Source organism: Paenibacillus sp. PL91 (assembly GCF_012935325.2).
Classification (GTDB): Bacteria; Bacillota; Bacilli; order Paenibacillales; family Paenibacillaceae; genus Pristimantibacillus.
This window is the reverse complement of sequence record NZ_JABBYG020000010.1, coordinates 22,987-42,227: the sequence shown is the minus strand read 5'-3', so window position 1 is coordinate 42,227 and position 19,241 is coordinate 22,987. Positions and strand designations below refer to the sequence as shown.

The window sequence follows — 19,241 nt, the reverse complement described above, 5'->3', positions numbered from 1 at the left end:
CTGTCACTCCCCAATTTCAGCTAAAATGCGGTCTGCACCACGTTCGATGAGTGCAGCAGCTACATCCCGTCCAAGCTGCTCGGGGTCCGTACCCTGCTTCACTTCCTTCAGCAGTGTTGTTCCGTCTGGCGAACCGACCATTCCCGTCATAACGAGCTGGCGCTTGCCGTTTGGTCCGCCGTCTTCTTCGCCGAGTACACAATAAGCTCCAATTGGGACTTGGCAGCCTCCGTTCAGTGTACCAAGAAAGCTGCGCTCCGCGCGTACGGTCAGTTCCGTCTCATTATCATTAATCAGGGACAGCAATTCCCTTATTTGCACGTCATCCTCGCGGCATTCAATGCCAAGCGCGCCTTGTCCTACGGCAGGCAGGCACACATCCACAGGAATATTCGAGGAAATGCGGTCCTGCCATCCCATGCGCGTAAGGCCTGCGGCAGCAAGCACCACCGCGTCAAAGCCTTCGGTTTCCAGCTTGCGAATGCGGGAATCGATGTTGCCGCGAATGGATTCGAGCTGAAGATCCGGCCTCGCATTTTTGAGCTGGCTGGAGCGGCGCAGGCTGCTAGTACCCACCCGGGCGCCTAGCGGCAAATCGTCCAAGCTGCCTCCTTCACGCATAACGAGGCAATCCCTAGGATCCACACGTTTCGGAATGGCGCCGTTAATCAGGCCTTCCGGTAGCGCGTAAGGCATATCCTTCATGCTATGTACAGCCATGTCGATAACGCCGTCTACGAGCGCTTGTTCAATTTCTTTTACGAATAATCCCTTGCCGCCTACCTTGGACAGAGTGACATCCAGAATACGATCGCCCTTTGTCACTATTTTTTTCACTTCAAACGTGTAATCGAAGCCATGCTTCTCGCTGATTCGCTTCAGCTCCTCGATCACTTGACCCGTCTGCGTCAAAGCGAGCGCGCTTTGCCTTGTTCCTACAACGATGACTCTTTGCCCTTCATTTACCGTTGCCATTATGTAAGCCCCCTGTCTATCCGATGAAGCAAGCTCTGCAGCCATTCATCGATGTCAAAGCTGTTTCTCCTCTGCTGCACAGCCTCCTCGGCTGCAAGCTTCAAAACGGTTTGCCTATCCTGCTCATCCAACACTCTGCTTCGTACAAGCTCGCGTAAACGCCGAAGCCGATTTGTTATCTCTTCATATTGCGGCCCGTACTGCGCTTCCAGCTCCTGCTTGATCTGCTGCGACAATGCGGGGCTTGCGCCAGAAGCCGTAACCGCCAGCAATAAATCGCCTCTTCTTACAACAGAGGGAGAAATAAATGAGCTGCTCTTTGATTCATCCGCCGCGTTTACGAGAACGCCAAGCTGCTCCCCGGCGGCCGCTACCTCTGCATTCACAAGGCTGTCATTGGTTGCCGCAAAAACAAGCCATGCTCCCCGCAAGTCAGCTTCGCTGTACTCTCGCTGGAAACAGAGGATCTTTCCCTCTTCGGCTAGCCTTTCGATTTTTGGAGTGAAGGTTGGGCTAATGACCCATACCTCGTCCGCTCCCGCTTCCAGAAGCCCAAGCAGCTTTCGCTGCGCGATGCTCCCGCCTCCAATGACAACGCAGCGTTTGCCTTTTAACTGCAAGACGACCGGATAATATCCATTCATCTGGGCTATACCTCCCTGCTGCCTCGCTCCCTCACTAGTGAAAAGAAGAAAAGTAATTAGAAAATAAATTCAAAAGCAGCAAGCCAAACGAAAATATATACAAACGGGCTAATTGCAGCCCTGGCCTTCTCAGCATCGCTCTCTGATACACATAAATCACATACATAATCAATGTTCCAAGTGAAGAGAGCACTTTCCAATCCAGCAGCAGCCCGGCTCGTCCTTCAACAAGCAACGAAGTAACCGCAATGGCGAGCGACATCGCAAGCAGCGGAACACCGATAATAACGGCCCGATCGCCATAACGCTCAATCGCATCTAAGCTCGGCAGTCTGCGAACGAAGTTCGTCCACCGTTTTCGTTTCAATTGATTATGCAGGAACATATACATGCCAGCGAACAAAGCGCCAAGTGTCAGCGCCGCATAAGCGCACATTATAAGACTGATATGAATATATAATAGCTCTCTTGTCGTTTTCCAAACCTCTAGCGATTCACCGTTTCCAGGACTGCTATAGAGATTGAGCGCTAACACCGCAAAGCCTATTACATTGACGAAAAATACGACAAAATCAATTTTTATAAATCGGCTGATGACTAACGATATCGTGACCAATAACCATGAAAAGCAAAGCCAATACTCAAACGTCGTTATTTCGGTCATTTGCAAATGGGACACGATGCGAGCAACCAAATAACCAGTCTGCAATACCCAAACAAAAATAAGCAGCCCTGCACCCACCCGTTTCGCTCTCCGACTTGCGTTAATGAAGTCGGAGAAATAAAACAGGAGGCTCAGGGCGTAAATATAAAGTATCGCATCATATAAAAAGTTTTGCGTCACCATAGTTCCTCCACATTGCGGCCATCTATCTTGTAATAGGTGCTAATACCGCCGCTGCTGCATGGGGTTGAACGATTTTCTTTTTTTCTGCAGCGACAGCAGCTGATGCCGCTTCAAGCTCAGCTTGACGCGTTTTGGTAAGCTCATCCTCGAGCGCGAACAGCTTGACAAACATGTCCATCGCTTCATCTGCTCGTTTCTCGCCGGCCATTTCTTTGATACGCAAAATCGGGTCCTGCATCATCTGGTTAACGATGCTCTTCGTTAGCTTGCGGATTACTTTAAGCTCATGCTCGCCAAGATCCGGAAGCTTATTCGTCAAGCTGTTCATCGTTTCCTCATGAATGCTGGCTGCTTTCGTTTGCAGCGATCTAATAAGCGGAACGACGCCAAGCGTTTTATACCACTGCTCGAACAGGTCGATCTCCTCGGCGATCATGGCTTCGATTTTGGATGCTTCTTGGCGGCGATGCTCCAGATTACTTTCCACAATGCCCTCCAAGTCATCAATATCGTATAAGAACACATTTTCCACCGCAGCAATCGATGGGTCCAAATCACGCGGAACCGCAATGTCGATCATGAACAGCGGCTTTGCCTTGCGACGCTGCATCGCTGATGCAACCTGCTGACGTGTCAGCACGTAACCGTCCGAGCCTGTCGAGCTGATGATAATGTCCGCTTCATGCAGCTTCTCAGCCGCCTCTTCCATAGACCAGGCAGAGCCGTTAAATTTATCCGCCAGCTTTGCAGCGCGCTCATAAGTCCGGTTCACAACGACAACGCGGTCAGCGCCGTTCGCGTATAAGTGCTTGGCCGTAAGCTCGCTCGTCTCGCCAGCGCCGATAACCATTACTGTTTTTTTGTTGAATTGGCCAAAAATCCGTTTCCCCAGCTCTACCGCAGCGTAGCTGACAGAAACAGCCGATTCGCCGATCGTCGTCTCGGAATGAGCACGCTTGGCCATCGTAACAGCTTGCTTAAACAGCATGTTGAATACGGTACCTGTCGTTTTCTGCTGCTGTGCAAGCAAAAATGCGTTTTTCACTTGTCCCAATATTTGAGTTTCGCCAATGACCATCGAATCCAGCCCGCTCGTTACCCGGAACAGATGATCGATCGCCTTCTCGTCCTCATACATATATAAATGGTTCGTAAATTGCTGTCTAGGCAATTTAAACCACTTTTCCATAAAGCTGCGAATGTAATGTCCACATAGATGGTGCCTGTCTACAACTGCGTATAGCTCCGTACGATTGCAGGTCGCTACTATGACACATTCCATGATGCTTTGTGTCTGAATGAGCTGTATTAATGCCTCCGGCAAATCCCGTTCCGCGAAAGCGAACTGTTCTCTTACTTCTACGGGAGCCGTTCGATAATTCAGTCCAACTGCGATAATGTGCATGCGCGGTCACCTGCCTCCTTCTCTAGTGCGTCTTTGCCTTGATGTTAACGATAATTATAGCATAGTTGGACATTCAGATAATGTTCATTTATGAATAATATTTGAAAAGTACACAATCATTATTCCCTTTTCATGCAAAGAAATAACCATGGATGAAATCCATGGTTATTTCGCTATGATCGATAAGTTTTAAAGCTCTTAAACGAGCTCAGTTTGTTTCATTTTCGGTTCTTCCACTTGCAGTTCACCCATACCACGTACAAGCTTCTTCGCATAAGTCGCTTTTGGCTTCAATACAGCGAGCATGTAGTCGATCGCAAGCTGAGGATCTACAGTTTCACCGCAGGTATAACAGTCTAGCGCGGCAAAGCCTCTCTCTGGATACGTATGAATCGAGAGGTGACTCTCCGACAGCATCACGAGTACAGTTGCGCCTTGAGGATCGAATTGTTTTGCTTGAACTGACAATACAGTAGCACCACATGCTTCAGCAGCCTCTACCATGTGTGATTGCAAAAATTCAGCGCTGTTCAGTAGATCAAAGTCTACACCCCAAGTATCAACAGCAACGTGTCTTCCGAAAGTTGAGTATTCCATCTTTCGGTTCCCCCTTCCTAGGAATAAAATGTTTGAAAAATTTCATCCGCTAGGACCTACGTCATTCACTTCTCGAGGGATTAATCTCTCGCAACATAACTATGTCCTGAGTGAATCCTGGTTCCTATTATTATCATCAACAATCTTTTCAACGAGAATAAAAATAACATCTATCCGAAATAATTGCAATACTTTTTTTTATTTCGGTTTGGAAAAGCTTATACGCCAGCCCCGTTTTCAATGTATGACAGGTAAGCTTATCCCGCTACAGCAGCTCCGCTTACCCCGCCATATTATTTTTAGTATCCTCAGGGCTGATTACGGAGATATGATCGACCTTTCCTGTAGCTTTCGCAATAATAAATTTAAGCTGATACTGTTTATTCACTTGGTATGTGTAAATTTCGTCCGTACCGTTTACTGACTTCTCGTCCGCGCTGCCCAGAGCAATCTCAAGATCCTTTAACGTAATCACTTGAAGCTTGTCTGAATAGGACCTTACATCAAATACGACCATTCCTTTGTTATAGCCAAAGGTAATGCCTTTGTCCACATAAGTTGCATACATGCCTTTTCCAGCCGATTCATTATCATCCGCCTTGCCCCATTTTTTCTCAATATCATCATAAAGAGCGATGTGCGCGGCATAGTCGCTGCCTGCAACCTTCCCTTCCTTGGCCAAATCATATATCGAGCCAATCAGCACGCCGATTTGTGTCCCGCTACCTGCTTCGCCATTGTCTGTGCCTGCTGATTCGCCTGGCTGCTGTGATGGCTCTGTGCTCGGTTTAACTGCAGGTTCATTGGTTGGTTCGGTGCTTGGCTGTTCGGCAGGAGCCTCCGTTGCTGGCGGCGGAGTCGGATTTGCGCTCGACTCGTCATTGCTGCAGGCTGTTAATGATAAGGCAATCGCAAAGGAAATGCCGATTGCAAACTGTTTGAATCGTCTTGTTTGGTTTAACATAAGTCCATCTCCTCTTTATGTCTAGTATCTTAGGTGTCATCCAAATCGCTATACCCAGTTACTAACTGCAAAAGAGTGAAATATGTTGCACTTATCACCAGTGTAATATTAGGAAAAAAAAAGAGAAGCCGCTACAGCGGCTTCCCTATTCCTTATTGAACTTGCTTCATTACGCTTCTAGCGCGAAGAGCTTTCGAGTCAAATCGGTCAATCGCTCATCGATCTTGCCAATTTCATCCGCGTCCTTCGTTTGGTTGCGAAGATCAAGCAACTCATTGACTGCGCTGCCCAGAAGACCAATCTCACGCTCAATCAGACGACTGTGGAACACGCGCTCCAATTGGCCTAGCGTATCCTTAAACTCGAATACGACACGGTCGCCGGTCTTAGAGCTTTCGACAATTTGGTGAACGGAACCGTTCTTATAATGATAGATCATCGTATAATGACTGTAGATTCGGTTGACGATCGCGTTCCCGCGGAAAGCAGATACTGCTTTTCGCATGGCATTGGTCAGCCTCGGTTGAACAAGACGGCAAGATAGTACGCATACATAATAGTCTTGTTGACGTTCAAAGGTCAGTCGGACTTCTTCCCTCCCTGCTACATCTTCGAGAACGAGCTCCTGATTTCCATTATCGAGCACTAGCACCTGAAGGCGAATTTGCTGCTCTTCAAATAAACGGATAAACTCAGCCATCTCTTCATTCGTCAATTGCAGTTTGGCATTTACATACTCTGTGGCTAGCCGCTTAGCCATAAAAATCTCCTCAATTCTTTGAACTTGCACGGTTTGGTCTTTGTACTTTGGTCTTGTTGCTTAAGTATATTATACGTGATCCGAACATTTTATTCCTGTCGTCCATCCCCGATATTCTCGCATATTCCACAAAATAACGGTAGAATTCACGAGGAATGCCGACTTTTTCACTGTATCCTCTGCTTTATATCATAACTTGCTGCACTTGCTACCTTATGTTGCAATCGCTTCGTTAATGATATCCCAAAGCTGCTCCCGTCCGATGCCCAATTCAGAGGAAAATAAGACGACGGAATCGCGTGGATCTGCCTCCAGCGTCTTTTTAATCATCTTGATATGTTTGTCCCATTTGGACTTCGGAATTTTATCCGCCTTCGTTGCGACGATGCAGGTCGGAATTTCGTAATGCTTCAGCCATTTGTACATTTGTTGATCCTGCTGCGATGGCTCATGGCGAATATCGATGACAAGCAGCTGCAGCTTAAGTGGCTCGCGATCGCGAATGTAGCGTTCGATCATTTCACCAAACTGCACGCGCTGTGTCTTGGATACCTTGGCATACCCATAACCCGGAAAATCGACCAAATAGATTAGATCATTGACCCGGTAATAGTTGAGCTGCTGCGTCTTGCCCGGCTGCGAGCTCGTACGCGCTAAGTTTTTGCGTAAAATCAGTTTGTTGATCAATGAAGATTTTCCGACATTCGAACGCCCTGCCAGAGCTATCTCTGGCAAGGCGTCCTCTGGGTATTGATGGGGTTTTACTGCACTGATGACGAACTGAGCTTGTGTAATTTTCATAAAATCGATGTACCTGCCTTCTCCTCCGTTTGAATCGGAAGCAACGCATGCTGCAGCACTTCATCCATATGACTGACAGGAAAAAATTGCATATCATTGCGCACGCTATCGGGAATATCCCGTAGATCCCGTTCATTTTCTTTCGGCAACAGCACCTTGCGAATGCCTGCACGATGCGCGGCAAGCGATTTTTCTTTCAAACCGCCAATCGGAAGCACACGGCCTCTGAGCGTTATTTCGCCTGTCATCGCCACTTCCTTATTCACATAGCGATTCGTAAGAGCTGAAATAAGCGCTGTTGCAATGGTAATGCCCGCGGATGGACCATCCTTAGGAATGGCTCCCTCTGGGATATGGATATGAATGTCGTTTTTCTCATGGAAGCCTGGGTCAATGCCCAGCTCGATCGCTTTCGAGCGCGTATAGCTGAACGCAGCTTGCGCGGATTCCTTCATGACATCACCTAGTTTACCAGTTAACGTTAGCTTTCCGCTACCCGGCATTACCGTAACCTCGATAACAAGCGTATCTCCGCCAACTTCCGTCCATGCCAAACCGGTCACCGCGCCGATTTGGTTCTCGCTTTCTGCGAGGCCATAACGGAATTTGGCAGGTCCAAGCCACTCCTTAAGCAGATCGCTCGTAACCTCTAGCGGCTCTGGCGCTTCCTCCTGCTCCTTAGATACAAAATGCTTCGCTGCCTTCCGGCATACCGCTGCGATTTGCTGCTCCAAATTCCGAACGCCGGATTCCCGCGTATACTCCCGAACCAGCTGCAGCAGCACTTCTTCCGAAATGATTAGCTGCTCCTCGGTTAGGCCATGCTCCTTCTTCTGCTTCGGCAGCAAATAACGATTGCCGATCTGCAGCTTCTCAAGCTCGGTATAGCCAGGAATGTACAACACTTCCATCCGATCCAGCAGCGGACGAGGAATATTGTGCATCGCATTAGCTGTTGTCACGAACATGACATTGGACAAATTGAATGGCACCTCGACAAAATGGTCGCTGAACGTATTGTTTTGCTCCGGATCTAGCACCTCTAGTAGCGCTGATGCCGGATCTCCGCGGAAGTCCATCGCCATTTTGTCGATCTCATCAAGCAGGAACACCGGATTTAGCGAGCCCGCGGTCTTCATTCCTTGGATGATTCTTCCCGGCATGGCGCCAACATAAGTACGACGGTGACCGCGGATTTCCGCTTCATCGCGCACGCCACCTAGCGAGATGCGAACAAATTTGCGTCCAAGCGACTTCGCGATTGAACGGGCAAGCGACGTTTTGCCGACGCCAGGAGGCCCAACCAAGCAAAGAATGGGTCCCTTCAATTGCTTGACAAGCTGCTGCACCGCCAAATATTCGAGCACCCGCTCCTTCGGCTTCTCTAGGCCGTAATGGTCATCATTGAGAATAGCTTCTGCTTTGCTGAGGCTCAGATCGTCATCCGTCGTCTTATTCCAAGGCAGGGAAAGAAGCCAGTCGATATAATTGCGGATAACGCCGCCCTCCGCAGAGGTAGAGGGCATCTTCTCGAGCCGATCGATTTCCTTCTCGATCTTCTCCTTCACATGCTCCGGCACGCCCGCTTCAGCCAGCTGCGACCGCAGCTCCTCTACCTCGCCAGCGCGGCCTTCCTTCTCGCCAAGCTCCTTTTGGATCGCCTTCATCTGCTCGCGCAAATAATATTCCTTCTGCGTCTTCTCCATTTGCTTCTTGACGCGTTGGTTTATTTTGCGCTCGAGCTCAAGCACCTCGCGCTCGTTGTTCAAAATATCAAGCAGCCTCTCGAGGCGCTCGCCGACATCGACCGTTTCAAGAATGTCCTGCTTATCCTTGATCTTGAGCGATAAATGGCTTGTAATAACATCCGCAAGGCGGCCCGGATCATCGATGTCCGATACGGCCGCATACGTCTCCGGCGTAACCTTCTTCGACAACGATATATAATGCTCGAATTGATTTAATACGGAGCGCATAAGGGCATCCACTTCTGGATCGTCCGTCTCCTGCTCCGGCAATTCTCGAACCGATACCTCGTAAAACTCGTCATTCGGCAAATAGTCCAAAATCTCCGCGCGCGTAACACCCTCCACGAGCACGCGGATCGTACCGTTAGGCAGCTTCAGCATCTGCCTTACCTTTGCAATGGTGCCGACTTTATAAATATCTTCCTCCGTCGGCTCCTCAATGTTCACTTCAGACTGTGAACAAAGCAATATCATATGATCTTCGACCATCGCGCGTTCTAACGCACGAACCGATTTGTCCCTACCCACATCAAGGTGGAGCACCATGCTGGGATAAACGAGTAGCCCTCTTAGCGGAAGCAAGGGCAGCCGACGACCTTTCGATTTACTAGGTCCCACACCAGCACCTCCAAATGTTAACGTCTACCCTAGTTTATCATTCTACGGAATCTGCCTGCAAATACGGAACGGCAGAAGCGATAAAAAGATCTGTTCCAAGCGGAGCATCCACCCGTACAGGGGATACCTCGGCACCTGGAAATACATACTTAAACACTTCTTCCACCTTTTCAACCGGAATGACCTTAAGTCCTTCCAAATCTGCAAATATAGCCTGCCAGTTCTCCCTTGGGATAATGACCGTTTTTGCCCCAGCTTGGAACGCAGCCTCAACCTTAGCCAATACGCCGCCAACAGGCTTCACGTTGCCATGAATGCCAACCTCGCCGGTCATTGCCAGCTTGTTATCGATTGGAATGCCTTTGATCGCTGACGTTATGGCCGTTGCCATTGCAATTCCCGCAGAAGGTCCGTCGATTGGCGTGCCGCCGGGAAAGTTGATATGCAAATCAAAATCCTGCGGATTCAAACCAATTCGACGCAATACTGTAATTACATTTTCCACTGAGCCTTTTGCCATACTTTTTCTTCTAAGTGTTCGCGAGCCGCCGCCGAGTTCCTCCTCATCAACAACACCGGTAATCGTGAACTGGCCTTTGCCTGCAGCCGCAGGAATCGCGCTAACTTCGATTTCAAGCAGCGTTCCCATGTTTGGCCCATACACGGCAAGACCGTTAACGAAGCCGATTTGTGGCGCCTCAGGCACCTTGCGGTCAGGACGGGGCGGAATTTGGCTGCTGTTTACGACCCACTCAATATCACCCGCAGAGATGCTGTCCCGCTTTTCAGATAAAGCGACGCCCGCAGCAAGCTGAATAACATTAACCGCTTCGCGTCCGTTGGTCGCGTACCGCTTCACGACATCAATCGCTTCAGGACATGGCGGGAAGCCGATTTTTTTGACCGCGTTTTCGGCTACCAAAGCAATTTCATCGGCAAGCAGCGGACGGAAAAACACTTCCATGCAGCGGGACCTTATTGCAGGCGGAATCTCCTGCGGCGAACGCGTTGTCGCGCCAACTAGACGGAAATCAGCTGGCAGTCCGTTCTGGAAAATATCATGAATATACACCGGTATATTCGAATCCTCCGAATTATAATAAGCGCTCTCCAGAAATACTTTACGGTCTTCCAGCACTTTTAACAATTTATTCATTTGAACCGGATGCAATTCACCAATTTCGTCAATAAACAAAATCCCGCCATGCGCCTTCGTCACAGCACCTGGCTTAGGCTGTGGAATGCCGGCAACACCCATTGCGCCTGCACCCTGGTAAATCGGGTCATGCACGGAGCCGATGAGCGGATCGGCTATTCCGCGCTCGTCAAAACGAGCGGTAGTCGCATCGATCTCTGTAAACTTCGCCTCCGGCAAAAACGGCGAGGATGGATTTTTTTTCGCTTCCTCCAGTACGACACGGGCCGCAGCCGTCTTCCCGACGCCCGGCGGTCCATATATAATGACATGCTGCGGGTTAGCGCTGCACAGCGCCGCCTTTAAGGCACGCAGGCCGTCACGCTGCCCCACAATATCCTGCATTGCTTGCGGCCTTGTCTTCTCGGCTAGAGGCTTCGTAAGCGATATGCTCCTTAGCTTCCGCAGCTTGTCCATCTCTTTGCGCGATTCTCGGTCAACGGCCGAGCGGTTCGTCTTCTGATTGCGCAGCAGGTTCCAGAAATACAAGCCAATTACGACCGCAAAAAACACTTGGATCAACATCAATACAACACTTAAACTCATTAGCAATCCGCTCCTCTCAAGCGCAAACGGCTGATGCCGTCTTAGTAGTAAGCTTATATTCAAATAAGCAACCTATCCGTAATAAGCATGCGTATTGATAGTATTGCCCCTGTGAAGTGGTAATAACCGTTAAAGCAGTTATTTTTCGCAATCGCTGATTGCTACCGCAGCCAGCTCATGATGTTTAAAAAATGTTCTATGGGCGAGACCATTAGCGTCATTAGCGTTACTAGTGTCATTGGCGGCCATTCAAAATGCTCGGAAGCAAATAAGTAAGCCGCCCATACGATCATCGTCGCATAAAGCATATACTCCCGGTGCTTGCCTTGCTTCAGGAGCGGCTTGATGCCGAGCCAGAGCGCCGCGACAAACGCAGTGCCGAATGCAGCTGTCTTTATATCCATGACGCGCCCCCTATTCTTTGCCGTTGCGCAAATTATTTACGTTAAACGGCTTATTGCTAAGCCCCACATTCGTCATCGTAATATCGGCAGTCACATTGATTTCGATAGCGGAGAAAGCGGCATCCCAATTCTGCTTCCATACCCGCCATTGCTTGCGGTACTTCCGATGTGCCATATCGGCAAAACCGACCGCATCGGTTTTATATTTCCGTGCGGCCCTCCAGCCCGCATTCGCGGAGCCGACGATCTCCTTTTCAACCTCCTGCTCTAGGCTCGCAATCACTGCCGGATTATAAAAATCCATTTCCTTGCAGTCGGACTGCGTCAGCGAGGCTTTTCCTTTAATCTTAACCTTCACGGACATTTTCCCCTCTTTCACGGAAGGCGTCAGCTCCGTCGAAGAATTGCCGATCATAACCGTTGAAAATTTTTCGCTCTCATTGGGGCAGGCGATAGTTAAAATCGATTTCTTGATATCGTTTCTTATGAAAGCGACGCCAAGCGCTTCTTTCCGGGTCAGCCAGCCTACCATTTTGTCTTTTTTTATTAAAGCTGCCCTGCCCAGCTTGATTTTTGCCGGAAGCGTCGTTTTTTCGAATGTCTTCAAGTCGGACGATTCCGAATCCCCTGACACGAATACTTCCGGCAATAGCGCGCTGGCCGAATCGCTGGCCAAATTCATCGCAAGCTGGTACATTTTCACTTCAGGCAGCACAGAAGTATATTCGGCTTCCAAATGGTTGATCTCCCTTATGCCGTTGCCAGAAATTTTTTGAATTTGCATCATTTGCTCCAAAATTTTACGGGCGCTTCCCGGCGTTATCAATACGTCAACGGTTTCCCTCGCGTCCGTATTGCGCAAATAAACGTCTAAAATCGGATTCAACCCTCTCCTCGCCGTTTCTTCGCTAACGACTATGACACGGTTATGCGCAAAATAAAGCTTGCGCGGGCTCTCGAAGAAGCTTCGCGAATTTGCCTCCCTTATCGTTTTGCCCACCGTCGAATAGACGTTAACCGGGGCGCCGGCGCCGCCGCCTGTAATGCCGATCCCGGAAGAAATCGAGGAAGGAATAACGACTTGGAATGAAACCAGCCAATCATTGCCCTTTCTGTCTATCGAGGTAGCGGCCGTAATGGCTAACTCATTCAATTCGATTCTGTTCCAGCAGCCAGGCAGCAGAGCCGCGCACAGCAAAATGACGAGCATACGGACAAGCATGAACTGCTCCCTCATACGCCAGCCTCTCCCGTCTTTGCCTTATGGCGCGTTAGGCGAAGGCCGCACCAAATGAGCAGAGAAACCGCGTAATTGTTCAATAAGAAAAAGATGGTCAGCGTCGAATAGCTATATTTGACAACCGCAACGCTGCTCGGCCAAGAGTACAACGCCATAGCGACGACAAGCGCGCCCCCGGCTAAATACAAAGCAGGGTGCGCTTTGATTTTAAACGTATCCGAAACCAAATGAAAAAAAACAAACATGGAAACCGACACCTTCGCAAACATCGATGCCGTCCATGCCGAGAGCAGCAGTACATCCACCCGCTCAACGAATTGTCCGATTTCGATCGTGCCGATCGCCGCAAATGCAGGATAGGACATCGCACCGATAATTTTTGTCCCGAATACCGCAATCGTCACTGCCGTAATAACCGAAATGAGAATGCCGGAAATCAGCGTGCCCCATATGGCGATTCCCCTTGCCGAGGATGCTTTCTCCAAATACGGGAGCAAGAGCAGCAGCGCCGCAATTTCCGAGAGCCAGCCTAGCGGCATAAAGCCGGATACGGCAAGGCGAATCGGCGTGCTATCGAATACCGGAAGGAATTGTGAAAAATCATACTGGCCCCCTAGGAGCAGCACATTCAAGCCAACGAATAGCAAAACAAATACGAATACGATAAAATGCACCCGAGCCATCACTTCGATCCCTTGCGAGGCCATATAGACGGATACAAGCACGATGATGCTCACCAGCAAGAGCAGAGGCGTCATCATCAATATTTGCTCGGACATGTAATCGGCAAAATGCCTGACGACCGTAACCGTCGTTATGAAGTAATAACCGCACATCACAAGTCCGATCACGGTCGAGACGAATTTTCCGAATCGGCCCGCCAGGAAGTCCAGCAGCGGCGTCCTATTGTTTTGGAGACAAATGCTTCCTATGACGAACGCGAGCAGTAGGGCTGCGGCAACCGATAAAAGGATGGAAATCCATCCATCCTGACCCGAAATATGGATGACGTAGCTGGGTATAAACAAGATCGAGCTAGGCAGAATCGTATTTACGATGATCGCTACCGCTTGCAAGCTCGTTATGCGCTGATTCACTTGACTTCACCACCTTTGCGAGAATCGTCGGCGGCTTTTTCCGTATAGCTGCTCGTCTTGCCCTGCCGCGTTGTATGCTCTTTTTTGTCGAGTTTCGGACGTTTTTTCATCGCCCACCAAGGCACCCTAATAAATACGTCCTTTAAGTTGCCTGGCACGAGAGGCGATATAGGCGTCAAATAAGGAATCCCGAATGAGCGAAGCGCCGACAGATGCGTGAGCAGCAGCATAAGCCCTGCCATAATGCCGAATACGCCGAAGGTACCGGCAAGAATCATAAGCGCAAATCGGATGAGGCGAGCCGCCGTGCCCATATTGACCGCTGGAATGACGAAACTGGCGATCGCCGTGAAGGAAACGACGATGACCATCGCGGCGGATATGAGGCCTGCCTGCACGGCCGATTGGCCGAGCACGAGTGCGCCGACGATCGAAATCGCAGGACCGATAACGCGAGGCATTCTGATGCCCGCTTCACGCAATATTTCAAACGTAAGCTCCATGATCATCGCTTCGATTAGGGCAGGGAAAGGAACCCCCTCCCTTTGGGCAGCAATGCTGATCAACAGCTGGGTCGGCAGCATTTCCTGATGAAACGTCGTGATGGCAATGTACAGCGACGGAAGGAGCATCGAAACGAAAAAGGAGCCGAAGCGAATGAATCGCAAAAACGTTGCAATATCGTAGCGCTGGTAATAATCCTCGCTGGATTGAAAAAATTTGACGAACGTTACAGGAGCCAGAAGTACAAACGGCGTGCCGTCTACAATAATCGCAACCTGCCCTTCGAGGAGCCCCGCTGCAACCGCATCGGGCCTTTCGGAGTTTTGCAGCAGCGGGAACGGAGTAAACGTTTTATCTTGAATAAACTCCTCGATATATCCGCTCTCCAATATGCTGTCTGTATCGATTACATCCAGCCGGCGGCGCACTTCCTCCACCACTTTCTCCTCTGCAATCCCTTTCATGTAAACGACAACAACCGTCGTCCGCGTTTGATGTCCGATGATCCGGTATTCCATTCGAAGATTGGTCGACTTTATTTTGTTGCGAATGAGGGACGTATTTGTATGTACGGCTTCGGTAAACCCTTCCTTTGGCCCGCGGACAACGGTTTGCGTGCTCGGTTCTTCTACGGCTCTCCTCTCAACGCCGCAGGTATAAGCTGCAATGGCTTCGCTGAATCCGTCAATCAGGATGACCGTATTGCCTTCGAGCATCGCGAGCAGAACTTCATCTATGCTTTTGAGCTTTTGAACGCCCCCGATCGCGAGCGACCGGTAGAGCACGGTCTGAAAAACATTTTCCCCATTGCCGCCGACGCTGCCGGAAGACTGCTCGGAAAGCATGCTCAGCACGAGCAGGTTGACCATATTCGCCTCTGTCATGCCTGCTATGTATAATAATGCCGCTTTGGCGTTATTGAACAAATGCAGCGGCCGAATCATGATATCCGGCTCCGTCCCCAGCTCATCAGTTACCATTTTCAAATTTTGATCCAAGCTGTTCGATAAAGGCGTTAAGTCCTTCACGTCCTTCTCGATGTTATATTTGAGCTTCTCGTTCATTCCGCAAGCCTCTTTTCGCTTTGTCTCTTCTTAATCATTGCGAGCATAAGCAGCAGTAATGGAAGCACAATTTGAAAAAATGGGAAATGATATTTGATGTTGTACTGAAAACCAAACCAGATTTGCTGCATGTAGTTTCTGAAAGCAAAGGAGCCAAAAAAAATGACAGCCCCGACAGCAAGAATGACGTACGCCCTCTGCAGCTTAATTAAATAAGACAAGGCCATCACCGCTCCAAAATAATAAGTTGTCAGCTTAAAAAAAACGCCGGTGAAAAGCAGCAATGCGACAAAGGGGTCGATTCGCTCCAAAAATTGGGCAAATTCGATGAGGTTAGTCACCTGCATGAGAGGAACCGCAGCCGTTCCCGCAAGATTGCCTAAAACAGAGAATATGAATACATTCGTAAGTGTTATAAACAAACCGGAGAATAGATAACATTTAATGGACAGGACTGCCATTCCGCTGTTGTTCTCCGTATATTTCCAAAACATTAAAAATAAGATCATTTCACCAAATGGAAAGGAGATCAGCTCCGGGAAGGCTACGTCCCAAACCGGCATGATGCCATTATCCAGCACTGGGGTAATATTTTCGAAATGAAGCAAGCCCGAGCCTGCAATTAGCAAAAATAAAAAAACGTAAATGCCAATAACAATGGGAAGGACAACCTCGGACATCCGAAAAAAAACATCGATGCCGTGAAATACGGTGTAAGCCGCCAAGATGCATATAATGAGCATAAGAGAAACCAGCGGCGTTTGCGGCAGCAAATAGATAATCATCAGATCGCCAAATTCCCGTACATTGCGGATGGATTTATAGCAGAAATAAATAACGTAAGAGAATGAGATGATGTAGCCAAGCGGCTTTCCCATCAGCTCGAATATGATTTCGATGAGATTTTTATGAGGAACCATCTTAAACAGCTTCAGGTTTACGCCCCATAACATGATTAGTCCGCATATCATGCCGATCAGAACTGCAAGCCATGCATCCTTGTCGGCATCGCTCGCCAGAAAAAACAATGAGGAGCTGCCGATCAAAAACATCACAATCAGGGATCCCAATTGATTCAGACTAATACGCTCCAAGTTCCCCCCGCCTTTGCCTCATGCCATGCTGTAAACAATATTTTTCCTTAATTTCCGTAAAATATGCATATTAGCTTGCCATGGAAGCGACCCCGCCGTCTGCGAACAAAAAAAAGAGGCTTATTCGCGTCAACAAATGACGTAAATAAGCCTCTTACTCGGAGTTAAGCCGGCGCATGATGCTTCCGGCCTGGAATTTCGCCTGTCGCTTCAAACACGCGTACGATTTCGTCGATTTCCTTCTTTAGCTCGCTTAGCAGCTCTGCTTCTGGCACCTTGCGAATCAGCTCTCCATAACGGAAAAGCATGCCTTCGCCTCTAGCTCCTGCGATGCCGATATCCGCTTCGCGGGCCTCTCCAGGACCGTTAACCGCACAGCCTAGCACAGACACCTTGATCGGAACTTTAATTTTAGAAATATAGTCCTCTACTTCATTGGCGATTGAGAATAAATCAATATCCAATCGGCCGCAGGTCGGGCAGGATACAAGAGTAGCAGCATTTGTAATAAGTCCGAAGGTTTTGAGCAGCTCGCGAGCGACCTTAACCTCTTCCACCGTATCGGCGCTGAGGCTGATCCTAAGCGTGTTGCCGATACCGAGCGCAAGCAGTGCACCGATACCAGCCGAGCTCTTAATCGTGCCGGTGTGCAGCGTGCCAGCTTCCGTAATGCCTAGGTGAAGCGGATATTTGATCACTTTAGCGGCCATGGAGTAGGCAGCAATCGCCATCGGTACATCTGACGCTTTGAGCGAAACGATAATATCGTGGAAATCAAGCTCCTCCAAAATGCCGATATGGAAAAGCGCGCTCTCAACCATTGCTTCCGGAGTCGGGTAACCATACTTCTCAAGCAAATGATTTTCCAGCGAGCCGGCGTTAACGCCTATCCGAATCGGAATTCCTTTTTCCTTGCACGCCTTAACGACAGCCTCTACCCGTTCCCGGCGACCGATGTTGCCCGGATTAATCCGAACCTTGTCGATGCCGTTCTCAATGGCCAGCAGAGCCAAACGATAATCAAAATGAATGTCCGCAACAAGCGGGATATGAATGCGCTTCTTAATCTCTTTAATCGCTTCAGCAGCTTCCTTGTTGTTGACGGTAACCCGCACAAGCTGGCAGCCCGCTTCCTCAAGTCCCAATATTTCAGCGACAGTCGCTTCTACGTCAGCAGTCTTGGTCGTACACATGCTCTGAATAATAACCTCATTGCTGCCGCCAATCGTAAGATTGCCGACTTTAACCGCTACCGTATCTTGACGTAAGTACATAAGCTTATCTCTCCCATGAACGGCAAAGTCCACCCTTTGACTGGCGGCAAAAACCGCGCGGCTGGGTGGAAACAATGACGGTAGTCAAGCGTAAACGTGCTTTAGCCTTCAATCGGCGGCTAAAGCACGTTTCGCGGTGATATATAAGCTAAGTTATAAGCGCAAGGCTTATAGCTTCTTATATTTGAACGCTAGATTACGCGCTCTCTTCTTTCTTCTTGGTCTTCTTAGCCGTAAGCTCCGGCATAATTTTTTCTTGAACGGTTTGTTCGGTGATGAGGCAAGTACTCAGGTCATCGCGTGATGGCACCTCGTACATTACTTCAAGCATGATGCTCTCGATAATCGCACGCAAGCCGCGGGCGCCTGTGTTGCGCTTGATCGCTTCCTTCGCGATGGCATCCAGTGCAGCCGGCTCGAAATCGAGCTTCACGTTGTCCATCTCAAGCAGCTTCTGATACTGCTTCACAAGGGCATTCTTCGGTTCGGACAAAATCCGAACGAGTGCCGGCTCATCAAGCGGCTCAAGCGTTGAAATGATCGGCAGACGGCCAACAAACTCCGGAATAAGTCCGAATTTGAGCAGATCCTCAGGCAATACCATCGTTAGGTATTCGCCAGCTTTAAGATCCTTCTGCAATTCGCCCGTGGAGCTGAAGCCGATAACCTTCTTGCCGATACGACGTTTGATCAAAGACTCCAGCCCGTCGAACGCGCCGCCGCAAATGAACAAAATGTTTGTCGTATCGATTTGGATAAACTCTTGATGCGGATGCTTGCGTCCACCTTGCGGCGGAACGGATGCAACCGTACCTTCCAATATTTTCAGAAGCGCTTGTTGAACGCCTTCGCCCGACACGTCGCGAGTAATCGATGGGTTTTCCGATTTGCGAGCCACTTTATCGATCTCATCGATATAAATGATGCCGCGTTCCGCTTTTTCCACATCATAGTCAGCAGCCTGAATGAGCTTGAGCAAGATGTTCTCAACGTCCTCGCCGACATAACCTGCTTCTGTAAGCGAAGTTGCATCCGCAATTGCAAAAGGTACGTTCAAAATCTTCGCCATCGTTTGAGCAAGCAGCGTTTTACCTGAGCCCGTAGGACCTAGCAGCAAAATATTGCTCTTCTGCAATTCGACGTCTTCGATTTTGCTGCCGGAATTAATCCGTTTGTAGTGGTTGTATACCGCTACAGACAACGATTTTTTGGCAAACTCTTGACCGATGACATAAGAGTCCAGGATAGCCCGGATATCTTTCGGTTTCGGAATATCCTTAAGATCAAGCTCTTCCTCATTGCCGAGTTCTTCCTCAACAATTTCGGTACACAGCTCGATGCACTCATCGCATATATAGACGCCGGGACCGGCAACCAATTTACGTACTTGATCCTGCGATTTGCCGCAGAATGAACATTTCAACTGGCCTTTTTCGTCGTTGAATTTAAACATGTAATCACCCC

17 protein-coding genes are annotated in these 19,241 nt (G+C 49.1%); all 17 read right to left on the bottom strand.

The genetic code is table 11. The annotated features are described in order from the left end of the window. Positions 1-3 precede the first annotated feature (3 nt). The 17 genes from hemC to clpX all read right to left on the bottom strand — a co-directional run bounded on the left by hemC (position 4) and on the right by clpX (position 19,230). Positions 4-975, bottom strand: a complete 972-nt coding sequence (gene hemC / locus HI950_RS21705) for a hydroxymethylbilane synthase (RefSeq protein WP_169082758.1) — start codon at positions 973-975, stop codon at positions 4-6. Beyond that, positions 975-1,619, bottom strand: coding sequence for a precorrin-2 dehydrogenase/sirohydrochlorin ferrochelatase family protein (locus tag HI950_RS21700; protein ID WP_169082759.1), 645 nt, complete (start codon positions 1,617-1,619; stop codon positions 975-977). The genes hemC and HI950_RS21700 overlap by 1 nt, the downstream gene beginning before the upstream one ends. A gap of 34 nt (positions 1,620-1,653) precedes the next feature. After that, on the bottom strand, positions 1,654-2,466 hold the full coding sequence (locus HI950_RS21695) for a cytochrome C assembly family protein (RefSeq protein WP_169082760.1): 813 nt from the start codon (positions 2,464-2,466) through the stop codon (positions 1,654-1,656). A gap of 22 nt (positions 2,467-2,488) precedes the next feature. Then, entirely contained in the window at positions 2,489-3,871 is a 1,383-nt protein-coding gene (gene hemA / locus HI950_RS21690) for a glutamyl-tRNA reductase (RefSeq protein WP_169082761.1), read from the bottom strand. Positions 3,872-4,069: 198 nt separating this feature from the next. Next, the gene (gene speD / locus HI950_RS21685) at positions 4,070-4,468 is read right to left on the bottom strand and encodes an adenosylmethionine decarboxylase (protein ID WP_053374775.1); all 399 of its coding nucleotides are present in this window, start codon (positions 4,466-4,468) and stop codon (positions 4,070-4,072) included. Positions 4,469-4,748: 280 nt separating this feature from the next. Further along, positions 4,749-5,432: a DUF4309 domain-containing protein gene (locus HI950_RS21680; protein WP_169082762.1), complete on the bottom strand. Its 684-nt coding sequence runs from the start codon at positions 5,430-5,432 to the stop codon at positions 4,749-4,751. A gap of 169 nt (positions 5,433-5,601) precedes the next feature. Beyond that, complete coding sequence (locus HI950_RS21675; RefSeq protein WP_169082763.1) at positions 5,602-6,192, bottom strand: non-ribosomal peptide synthetase module; 591 nt, start codon at positions 6,190-6,192, stop codon at positions 5,602-5,604. A gap of 213 nt (positions 6,193-6,405) precedes the next feature. Continuing rightward, on the bottom strand, positions 6,406-6,993 hold the full coding sequence (yihA, locus tag HI950_RS21670; RefSeq protein WP_169082764.1) for a ribosome biogenesis GTP-binding protein YihA/YsxC: 588 nt from the start codon (positions 6,991-6,993) through the stop codon (positions 6,406-6,408). Beyond that, positions 6,990-9,359, bottom strand: coding sequence for an endopeptidase La (lon, locus tag HI950_RS21665; protein WP_169082765.1), 2,370 nt, complete (start codon positions 9,357-9,359; stop codon positions 6,990-6,992). The genes yihA and lon overlap by 4 nt, the downstream gene beginning before the upstream one ends. Positions 9,360-9,396: 37 nt before the next feature. Next, positions 9,397-11,100, bottom strand: coding sequence for an ATP-dependent protease LonB (gene lonB / locus HI950_RS21660; RefSeq protein ID WP_169082766.1), 1,704 nt, complete (start codon positions 11,098-11,100; stop codon positions 9,397-9,399). Between the two features lie 161 nt (positions 11,101-11,261). Then, on the bottom strand, positions 11,262-11,504 hold the full coding sequence (locus tag HI950_RS21655; protein ID WP_169082767.1) for a hypothetical protein: 243 nt from the start codon (positions 11,502-11,504) through the stop codon (positions 11,262-11,264). Positions 11,505-11,514: 10 nt separating this feature from the next. Beyond that, on the bottom strand, positions 11,515-12,741 hold the full coding sequence (locus HI950_RS21650) for a Ger(x)C family spore germination protein (protein WP_169082768.1): 1,227 nt from the start codon (positions 12,739-12,741) through the stop codon (positions 11,515-11,517). Continuing rightward, positions 12,738-13,841 carry a GerAB/ArcD/ProY family transporter gene (locus tag HI950_RS21645; RefSeq protein WP_169082769.1) on the bottom strand — a complete coding sequence of 368 codons (1,104 nt, stop codon included), beginning with the start codon at positions 13,839-13,841 and terminating at the stop codon, positions 12,738-12,740. The genes HI950_RS21650 and HI950_RS21645 overlap by 4 nt, the downstream gene beginning before the upstream one ends. After that, a complete protein-coding gene (locus HI950_RS21640) occupies positions 13,838-15,409 on the bottom strand; it encodes a spore germination protein (protein WP_187768143.1) in 1,572 nt (523 codons plus the stop codon). Before HI950_RS21640 ends, HI950_RS21645 begins: the two co-directional genes overlap by 4 nt. Beyond that, the gene (locus HI950_RS21635) at positions 15,406-16,503 is read right to left on the bottom strand and encodes a GerAB/ArcD/ProY family transporter (protein WP_223285424.1); all 1,098 of its coding nucleotides are present in this window, start codon (positions 16,501-16,503) and stop codon (positions 15,406-15,408) included. Before HI950_RS21635 ends, HI950_RS21640 begins: the two co-directional genes overlap by 4 nt. A 164-nt stretch (positions 16,504-16,667) precedes the next feature. Next, complete coding sequence (gene ispG / locus HI950_RS21630; protein ID WP_169082770.1) at positions 16,668-17,777, bottom strand: flavodoxin-dependent (E)-4-hydroxy-3-methylbut-2-enyl-diphosphate synthase; 1,110 nt, start codon at positions 17,775-17,777, stop codon at positions 16,668-16,670. A gap of 196 nt (positions 17,778-17,973) precedes the next feature. Continuing rightward, positions 17,974-19,230 carry an ATP-dependent protease ATP-binding subunit ClpX gene (gene clpX / locus HI950_RS21625; protein ID WP_053374768.1) on the bottom strand — a complete coding sequence of 419 codons (1,257 nt, stop codon included), beginning with the start codon at positions 19,228-19,230 and terminating at the stop codon, positions 17,974-17,976. Positions 19,231-19,241 lie beyond the last annotated feature (11 nt).

What these genes read in the sequence shown, in the direction of transcription:
- hemC (WP_169082758.1), bottom strand. Translation starts at nt 975, where the DNA reads ATGGCAACGGTAAATGAAGGGCAAAGAGTCATCGTTGTAGGAACAAGG.
- HI950_RS21700 (WP_169082759.1), bottom strand. Translation starts at nt 1,619, where the DNA reads ATGAATGGATATTATCCGGTCGTCTTGCAGTTAAAAGGCAAACGCTGC.
- HI950_RS21695 (WP_169082760.1), bottom strand. Translation starts at nt 2,466, where the DNA reads ATGGTGACGCAAAACTTTTTATATGATGCGATACTTTATATTTACGCC.
- hemA (WP_169082761.1), bottom strand. Translation starts at nt 3,871, where the DNA reads ATGCACATTATCGCAGTTGGACTGAATTATCGAACGGCTCCCGTAGAA.
- speD (WP_053374775.1), bottom strand. Translation starts at nt 4,468, where the DNA reads ATGGAATACTCAACTTTCGGAAGACACGTTGCTGTTGATACTTGGGGT.
- HI950_RS21680 (WP_169082762.1), bottom strand. Translation starts at nt 5,432, where the DNA reads ATGTTAAACCAAACAAGACGATTCAAACAGTTTGCAATCGGCATTTCC.
- HI950_RS21675 (WP_169082763.1), bottom strand. Translation starts at nt 6,192, where the DNA reads ATGGCTAAGCGGCTAGCCACAGAGTATGTAAATGCCAAACTGCAATTG.
- yihA (WP_169082764.1), bottom strand. Translation starts at nt 6,993, where the DNA reads ATGAAAATTACACAAGCTCAGTTCGTCATCAGTGCAGTAAAACCCCAT.
- lonB (WP_169082766.1), bottom strand. Translation starts at nt 11,100, where the DNA reads ATGAGTTTAAGTGTTGTATTGATGTTGATCCAAGTGTTTTTTGCGGTC.
- HI950_RS21655 (WP_169082767.1), bottom strand. Translation starts at nt 11,504, where the DNA reads ATGGATATAAAGACAGCTGCATTCGGCACTGCGTTTGTCGCGGCGCTC.
- HI950_RS21650 (WP_169082768.1), bottom strand. Translation starts at nt 12,741, where the DNA reads ATGAGGGAGCAGTTCATGCTTGTCCGTATGCTCGTCATTTTGCTGTGC.
- HI950_RS21640 (WP_187768143.1), bottom strand. Translation starts at nt 15,409, where the DNA reads ATGAACGAGAAGCTCAAATATAACATCGAGAAGGACGTGAAGGACTTA.
- ispG (WP_169082770.1), bottom strand. Translation starts at nt 17,777, where the DNA reads ATGTACTTACGTCAAGATACGGTAGCGGTTAAAGTCGGCAATCTTACG.
- clpX (WP_053374768.1), bottom strand. Translation starts at nt 19,230, where the DNA reads ATGTTTAAATTCAACGACGAAAAAGGCCAGTTGAAATGTTCATTCTGC.